5 protein-coding genes are annotated in these 7,116 nt (G+C 62.2%); 1 reads left to right on the plus strand and 4 read right to left on the minus strand.

Annotation, left to right across the window (positions count from 1 at the left end; translation table 11 throughout):
* Window position 1 precedes the first annotated feature (1 nt).
* Together KF827_RS14595 and zigA are read right to left on the minus strand one after the other, a co-directional pair.
* Window positions 2-652, minus strand: coding sequence for a DUF1826 domain-containing protein (locus tag KF827_RS14595; RefSeq protein ID WP_291006963.1), 651 nt, complete (start codon window positions 650-652; stop codon window positions 2-4).
* The gene (gene zigA / locus KF827_RS14600) at window positions 649-1,902 is read right to left on the minus strand and encodes a zinc metallochaperone GTPase ZigA (protein ID WP_291006965.1); all 1,254 of its coding nucleotides are present in this window, start codon (window positions 1,900-1,902) and stop codon (window positions 649-651) included. Before zigA ends, KF827_RS14595 begins: the two co-directional genes overlap by 4 nt.
* A gap of 233 nt (window positions 1,903-2,135) precedes the next feature.
* On the opposite strand from zigA, the gene KF827_RS14605 reads away from it, so the two are divergent.
* Window positions 2,136-3,296, plus strand: coding sequence for a hypothetical protein (locus tag KF827_RS14605; protein WP_291006967.1), 1,161 nt, complete (start codon window positions 2,136-2,138; stop codon window positions 3,294-3,296).
* Between the two features lie 6 nt (window positions 3,297-3,302).
* Here the strand turns inward: KF827_RS14605 and KF827_RS14610 are convergent, their stop codons facing one another.
* Entirely contained in the window at window positions 3,303-6,455 is a 3,153-nt protein-coding gene (locus KF827_RS14610) for an efflux RND transporter permease subunit (protein WP_291006969.1), read from the minus strand.
* 21 nt (window positions 6,456-6,476) lie between these two features.
* Window positions 6,477-7,116, minus strand: a 640-nt coding sequence (locus KF827_RS14615; protein WP_291006970.1) for an efflux RND transporter periplasmic adaptor subunit, incomplete at its 5' end; no start/stop codon positions are given.

Here is a 7,116-nt window from a genome sequence, read left to right on the forward strand (position 1 = left end):
TTCAATCCGGCAGATGCGGCCCCGGTTCGTCGATGGTGAGCACCAGGCGGCGTTGGCCCGGCTGCAACGGCGGCGAGCGATGCACGATGCCCCGCCGGCCATGATCGCCATCGCCTTTCAACAGCGCCGCCCAGCCGGTTTGCAGATGCTGTAACCGCGCCGGATCACGCAGCACGGCGGCATTCATGCCCTTGCCCAGCATGCTGCGGTCGGCGGCATCGTCGGGAATCCATTCCGTGCCTGGGCCGACATAGCTGCATAACAGGCGCAGATGCAGGCGGTCGGTATGGTAATACCGGCAGGCATTGGTTTGCACGCAGCGCAAATCCACATGCAGGTGCTTGCCGCTGCCGGCCTTGCGCATGGCCTTGGTCAATTGCGCGATATCGGCGGCCATGGCCTGGCTGCCGATACCGGCGGGCCAACCCGCCGCCGCGAAGGCATGCCGCGCGGCTGGCCCGGCATCCTGTTTCGCATCCAGCCAGAAACACACATCCTGTTCGGCCTGTTCCGCCATTGCCTGGGCAAAATGGCGCAGGCAAAGCGGCAGAAGGCGGCGCCAGACAGCGATATTCAAGGCGGGCCGGGCGATCAATGCCAATGCGGCGATATCATCGCCGATTGCCGCATGCTGCGGCTGCTGCGCGCTCATGCCGCGTCCTGTGTCGGGTCATGCCCCACATTGGGATCATGCCAGAGCGGGAAGGGATCGTTGAACCGCTGCCACGCTTTGCGACCCATGGCCATTTCGGCATCGGTGAGCAGGCAGGCATCGAAACCGCGCCGCAGCGCCGCTTCATCCATTGCGGCGCCGATCAGCACGATTTCCTGCCGGCGATCGCCGAAATCCGGATGCCAGACCTGTTCCATGCCCTGGCGCCATTCGGGATGGTCTGGCCAATGCTCTTTCGGCACCGCCGCCCACCACAGGCCGCCTTTTTCATGGCGCGATACCGCGCCGGCCTGCGACCAGGAACCCACATAAGCCATGCGGCTGGCCAGCCAGAAGAACCCTTTCGACCGCCATACATTGGGCCATTCGCTACCCAGCCAGCGAAACAGGCGTTGCGGATGGAACGGCCGGCGCGAGCGATAGACAAAGCTGCGGATGCCGTATTCCTCGGTTTCCGGATTGTGGATGCCGAGTAGGGCTTGCTGCCATCCCGGCAGGCGTTGGGCGTTGCTTGCATCGAACAATCCCGTGCCCAACACCTGGCGCGGCGCCACCTTGCCGAAAATGCTGCGGATGATGCGGGCATCGGGATTGAAGCGATGGATCAGACCTTCCAGAAAGCCGAGGTCGCTTTCCTGCACCAGATCGGTTTTGTTCAGCAGGATCACATCGGCGAATTCGATCTGTTCCAGCAGCAGGTCCACTACGGTGCGGTCATCCTCCGGCCCGGCCGCCGAGCCACGTTGTTTCAGAAAATCGCTGGACGCGTAATCGCGCACGAAATTATAGGCATCCACCACCGTCACCATGGTGTCTAGCTGCGCGATGTCCGCCAGGCTTGCGCCGGCTTCGTCGCGGAACTCGAAAGTAGCGGCCACAGGCATTGGCTCGGCAATACCTGTGCTTTCGATCAGCAGATAGTCGAACCGCCCGGCCTCGGCCAGGCGGCGCACCTCGGCCAGCAGATCATCGCGCAAGGTGCAGCAGATGCAGCCATTGCTCATCTCCACCAGCTTCTCATCGGTGCGGCTCAGATCGGCGCCGCCATCGCGCACCAGCTGGGCATCGATATTCACCTCGCTCATATCGTTCACGATCACTGCCACCCGCATGCCCTCGCGGTTATGCAGCAGGTGGTTCAGCAAGCTGGTTTTGCCGGCGCCGAGAAAGCCGGACAGAACGGTGACTGGCAGGCGGTTTGGGGATACCGGCATCGATTGGGTTTGCATGGGGCCTCGGCTGACGGAAATCTGTATTTGATATGTTATAATATAACATATTGAAGCTCGGCAATATGGGCCCGGCGATAACGACAAAGCTTATCGATTGAGGCAAAAAATGCCGGGCCAGGGGGCTGCCGGAATTGCCGTCGGAATATTGTAACTTGTTGAAATATAGCGATTTATGGCGATAAATCGAGTTGGCATCACGCTTGCTTTAACCATGGGCGAAAGAGGAACCCATGGTCACCAGCCTGATCGATACGCCCCTGCAGATGCCGACGATAACCGTGAAGCCCACGGATCGGCAGGCTGCGGCTGATCAGCCGGCAGCGGAGAAGCCGCGCCGGGGCCTGTTCGGGCCGGAGGGTTTCAGTTTTTCCGCCTTCCTCGACATCATCAACCCGCTGCAGCATATCCCGGTGGTTGGCACGATCTATCGTGCGGTGACCGGAGACACGATCGAGAATGGATCGCGCATGCTTGGCGGCGCCCTGTTCGGTGGGCCGATCGGCTTCATCGTCTCGGCCATCAACGGCATGATCGAGGAAAGCACCGGCAAGGATGTGGGCGATCATGTGCTCGCCATGGCCGGTATCGATTTCGGTGGCCAGAAGGCCACGTCTCCGGCAAAGACCGGCTTAGCAGAAGCTAATCCTGCGCAGAATGCGCCAACAAACACCAACGCGCAGAATGCGCCTCAAAGCCAAAACGGCTCCTCCCTTGAAGCAATACTGGCCTCCGGCCGCGGCGGATTGGACGATATCGTCTGGAATGCGCCGCGTTTCGTGGCATCTGAGAAACAGATGCTTGCTGAAGCCGCTCAGCAGCCGCTGTCGCAGAACGCACAGCAGACCGAATTGCTGCGGGCGCGCGAAATTCCCATCGGTGCCTTGTCCGATCTGGCTCAGCGCGCCTGGGCCAATCCGGTCGCCTCCAATCATAATCCGGCCGCCACCCCGCCGATCCGCGCCACGCGCCTGGATCTGCCGCAAGCCAATGCCACGCCTGCACCGGTAACACCTGCACCAGTAACACCTGCACTGGCAACACCTGCACCGGCGGCGGCACAAGTTCAGGCGTCTGCTCAGGCGTCTTCTCAGGCGGCCGAGCCCGCCGCAAGCAATGACGGCCGCCAGTGGTTTCCGGCCTTCCCGCAACAGGGCGGCGTTGCTGTGCGCAGCGTTGGCGCCCAGCCGGTGGGTCCGCAGAATGCGGCCACGAAATCCGGCACTGCACGTGGCGTCACGTATTCCCAGGCCGGTACCCAGGCTGGTGTGACGCAGGACGCGGCGAATAACGGCCAGGCCGATCTGGCCGAACGCGCCAATGCCGCTTACCAGAAATATCTGGATATGAAAGAGCGTCAGTCGCGCGAACGCGCCCTGGACAAAAGCTTTTAAGCTTTCCTATTCCGCCGGCTGATGCTTGGCCGGCGTTGCGTGCGGCTCATCATGCTCATCCGGCGCGCGCGGCAGAAAACGTTTCACGAAGCTGCCGAAATCATCCAGATAGGTGTAGATCACCGGCACCACCAGCAAGGTGAGCAGCGTGGAACTGATCAAGCCGCCGATTACGGCATGCGCCATCGCCGAGCTTTGTTTGGCACCCTCGCCAAGCGCCAGGGCCAGCGGCACCATGCCGAAGATCATCGCTAAGGTGGTCATCACGATGGGGCGCAGGCGGATTTCGCCGGCTTCCTTCAGCGCGGCGGTGCGGTCGGCGCCATGGGCGCGCGCCTGGTTGGCGAAATCGATCAGCAGGATGGCGTTCTTGGTCACCAGACCCATCAGCATGATGAAGCCGATGGTGGAAAAGATGTTGAAGGTGGAGCCCCAGAAATACAGGCCCACCACCACACCGATCAGCGACAGCGGCAGCGAACTCATGATGGCGAAAGGCTGCAGGAAGCTGGCGAATTGCGAGGCCAGGATCAGATAGATGAAAATGATCGCCAGCAGCAGCGCGCCGGCTGCATAAACCGCGCTCTCGTTCATGTCCTTTGAGGAACCGCCGAACCAGAAACGGTAGCCCGGTGGCAATTGCAGGGTTTTCAGCTTGGTTTCGATCTCGCGGCTTACCTCGCCCACCGGACGGCCGAAGGCGGAGGCTGAAAGCAGCACCTCGCGGCTCAGGTCGCGGCGATTGATCTGGTTGGATCCGGTGGCGGGCGCGATATCGGCTACCTGGGAGAGCGCCACCATGCGCGGCGAGCCATCGCTGTTGGCCTGGGTGGAGGCGACATAGACGCGGTCGAGATCGGGCAGGCCGGAACGGTCGGTGCGCGGCAGACGCACGAACACATCGTAATCCTCGCCATCCGGCGCCTTCCAGGTGCCGGCCTCGTCGCCGGCCAATAACGGGCGCAACGTGCTGGCCAACTGGTTGATGCCCACGCCGAGATCGGCGGCCAATTGGCGGTCGAGCGTGAGGGCCACGGTGGGTTTGTTGGCCTTCAGGCTGGATTCCAGGTCCACCACGCCAGGCACGGTGCGGATCAGTTTGAGGGCTTCCTGCGAGATGCGGTCCAGTTCTTCGATTTCGCGGCCTTGCAGGCTGATTTGGATGGTCTTGTTCAGGCCGCCGCCGATATTGGGCAAGCCGATATTCACATTGTCGATGCCTGCGATATGGCTCAGTCGCTCGCGGATCGGCTGAGCCAGTTCCATCGGCGTGCGGGTGCGGTCCTTCAGGTCCACGAAGCGCACATACAGCGTGCCCACATTGCGCCGGGCCATCAGGCCGGCATTGGCGGTGGCATAGGTGTAGCGCACCTCCGGAAACTCTTTCAGGGCATCCTGCACCTGACGCAGCTTGGCTTCGGTATAATCCAGCGACGAGCCCGGCTGGGTGGTGACTTCCACCAGGATTTCCGATAGATCGGCATCGGGCACGAACTCGGTGCCGATGCGGGTGGCCAATGTGCAGGAACCGCCGAAGCTGGCCAGCGCCACCACGATCACCAACCAGCGCCAGCGCAGGCTCCAGCCCAGCAGGCGGCTATAGACCCGACCGAGTTTTTCCATGCCGATATCCACCAGGCCGACCAGGCGGCCGATCGGCCCGCGCTTGGCATTGGGCTGGGAATCCGGATCGTGCCATACGCTGGATAGCATCGGATCGAGACTGAAGCTGACGAATAGCGAGATCAGCACCGCCACTACAACGGTGATGCCGAATTGCAGGAAGAATCGCCCGATGATCCCGCCCATGAAGGCCACCGGCAGAAATACCGCCACGATGGAAAACGTGGTGGCCAGCACGGCCAGGCCGATTTCCTGAGTGCCTTCCATCGCGGCGCGGCGATGGCTTTTGCCCATGCCGACATGGCGGGTGATATTTTCGCGCACCACGATGGCGTCGTCGATCAGGATGCCGATGGCCAGCGACAGCGCCATCAGCGTAAGTTTGTTGAGCGTGAAGCCGGCGGCATAGACGGCGGCCAATGTGCCGATCACGGCAATCGGCAGGGTAAGGCCGGTAATCACCGTGCTGCGCCACGAATTCAGGAACAGGAACACGATCACCACGGTGAGGATGCCGCCCTCGATCAGGGTGCGGCGCACGCCATCCACCGAAACCTGGATGCCGCGCGAGGTATCCTTCACGAATTCCAGCTTGATATCCGGCGGCAGGCTGGCCTGCACTTCCTTCACCAGAACCTTCAGGTTGTTGATCACCTCGATGGTGTTGGCGCCCTGAACCTTCAGGAAGTCGATGGCCAGCATGCGTTCGCCATCCAGCATGGCTATCGAGCTGTCTTCCTCCTCGCCATCCTCCACCCGGGCGATATCGCCCAGGGTAACCGAGGCGCCGCCACGGCGCGCCACGATCAATTCGGCGAATTTGCGCGGATCCTGCACCCGGCCCTCGATCTGCACCACGAATTCCTGTGCCGAGCGGGTGAGGGTACCCACCGGAATCTGCTGGTTCTCGGCCTTCAAGGCGTTCATCAGCTGATCCATGCCGATGCCTTGCGCCAGCATCTTTTCCGGATCTGGATACACATTGATGCGGCGCTTCACGCCGCCCACGATATAGGCTTGGCCCACGCCACGGGCGATCTGCAGGCGCTTGAGGATCACCTGGTCGGTCAGCGTGCTGAGGTCGCGCAGATTGCGTATGTCGGACCGCACCGCCAGCGAGGCGATCGGCTGGTTGTCGGGGCTGAAGCGGCTGATTTCAGGGTCTTCGATCTCGCGGCGGAAACGCGGGGTAACCTGGGCGATCTTCTCGCGCACATCCTGCACGGCGCGCACCGGGTCCACGGTCAATTCGAATTCGATGATCACGCTTGAGCGGCCTTCCAGCGAGCGTGAAGTGAGCGCGCGCAGGCCGGAGATGGTGTTGACGGCTTCTTCGATCGGGCGGGTAACTTCGCTTTCCACCGATTCGGGTGTGGCGCCGGGATAGCTGGTATTCACCAGCACGATAGGGAATTCCACATCGGGAAACTGGTCCACGCTCAGCTTGGCGTAGGAAAACAGGCCGACAACCAGCAGCGACAGCATCATCATGCTGGCGAAAACCGGATTATTGATGGAAACGCGGGTAAGCCACATGGCGCGTGCCTCCCGGGCCGATCAGCGGCCGGCCACGCGGGCCGGCGTGCCGTCGCTCAAGCGCAGGCCGGGCGTGGCCACCACGGTTTCGCCATCGCGCAGGCCTTGCAGGATTTCCACCTTGCCCTGGATGGTTTCGGTCAAGCCCGGAGTAACGGCGCGGCGCTCAATCTTTTCAAGCGTGCCGCCATTCTGGACCAGCACGAAAACATGCGGGCCCTTGGCGTCTGTCCGCAAGGCTTCGTAAGGCACGGCCACGGCATGGCGGGCCTCGGCCAGGATCGCCTCACCGCTGCCGAACATGCCGCCGCGCAGGCTGAAATCGGGATTGGCCAGGCGGATATAGACCGGGATGGAGCGCGAGCCGCTTTGCACCGTGGGATTGATGCGTTCGATCCGCCCCTGGAATTCGCGCTCGCCGAAGCCTTCCACGCGCAGCGACACTTTCTGGCCCAGTTTCAGACGCGGCACATCGCGGGCCGGCACCAGGGCTTCCATTTCCATGATGCCGAGATCGGCAATGGCAAACAGCCGGCCATCCACCGGCGCGCGTTCGCCGGGATTCACCATACGGTCGGCAATCACGCCATCGATCGGCGCTACAACCACCGCATCGCTCAGCGCCTTGCGTGCCATGATCACCTGTTGCTCATAGGCCGAA

This window comes from Ferrovibrio sp., assembly GCF_019636075.1.
Lineage (GTDB): Bacteria > Pseudomonadota > Alphaproteobacteria > Ferrovibrionales > Ferrovibrionaceae > Ferrovibrio.

Coding starts and splice junctions, on each gene's coding strand:
- KF827_RS14610 (WP_291006969.1), bottom strand. CDS start 6,455: ATGTGGCTTACCCGCGTTTCCATCAATAATCCGGTTTTCGCCAGCATG.
- KF827_RS14595 (WP_291006963.1), bottom strand. CDS start 652: ATGAGCGCGCAGCAGCCGCAGCATGCGGCAATCGGCGATGATATCGCC.
- KF827_RS14605 (WP_291006967.1), top strand. CDS start 2,136: ATGGTCACCAGCCTGATCGATACGCCCCTGCAGATGCCGACGATAACC.
- zigA (WP_291006965.1), bottom strand. CDS start 1,902: ATGCAAACCCAATCGATGCCGGTATCCCCAAACCGCCTGCCAGTCACC.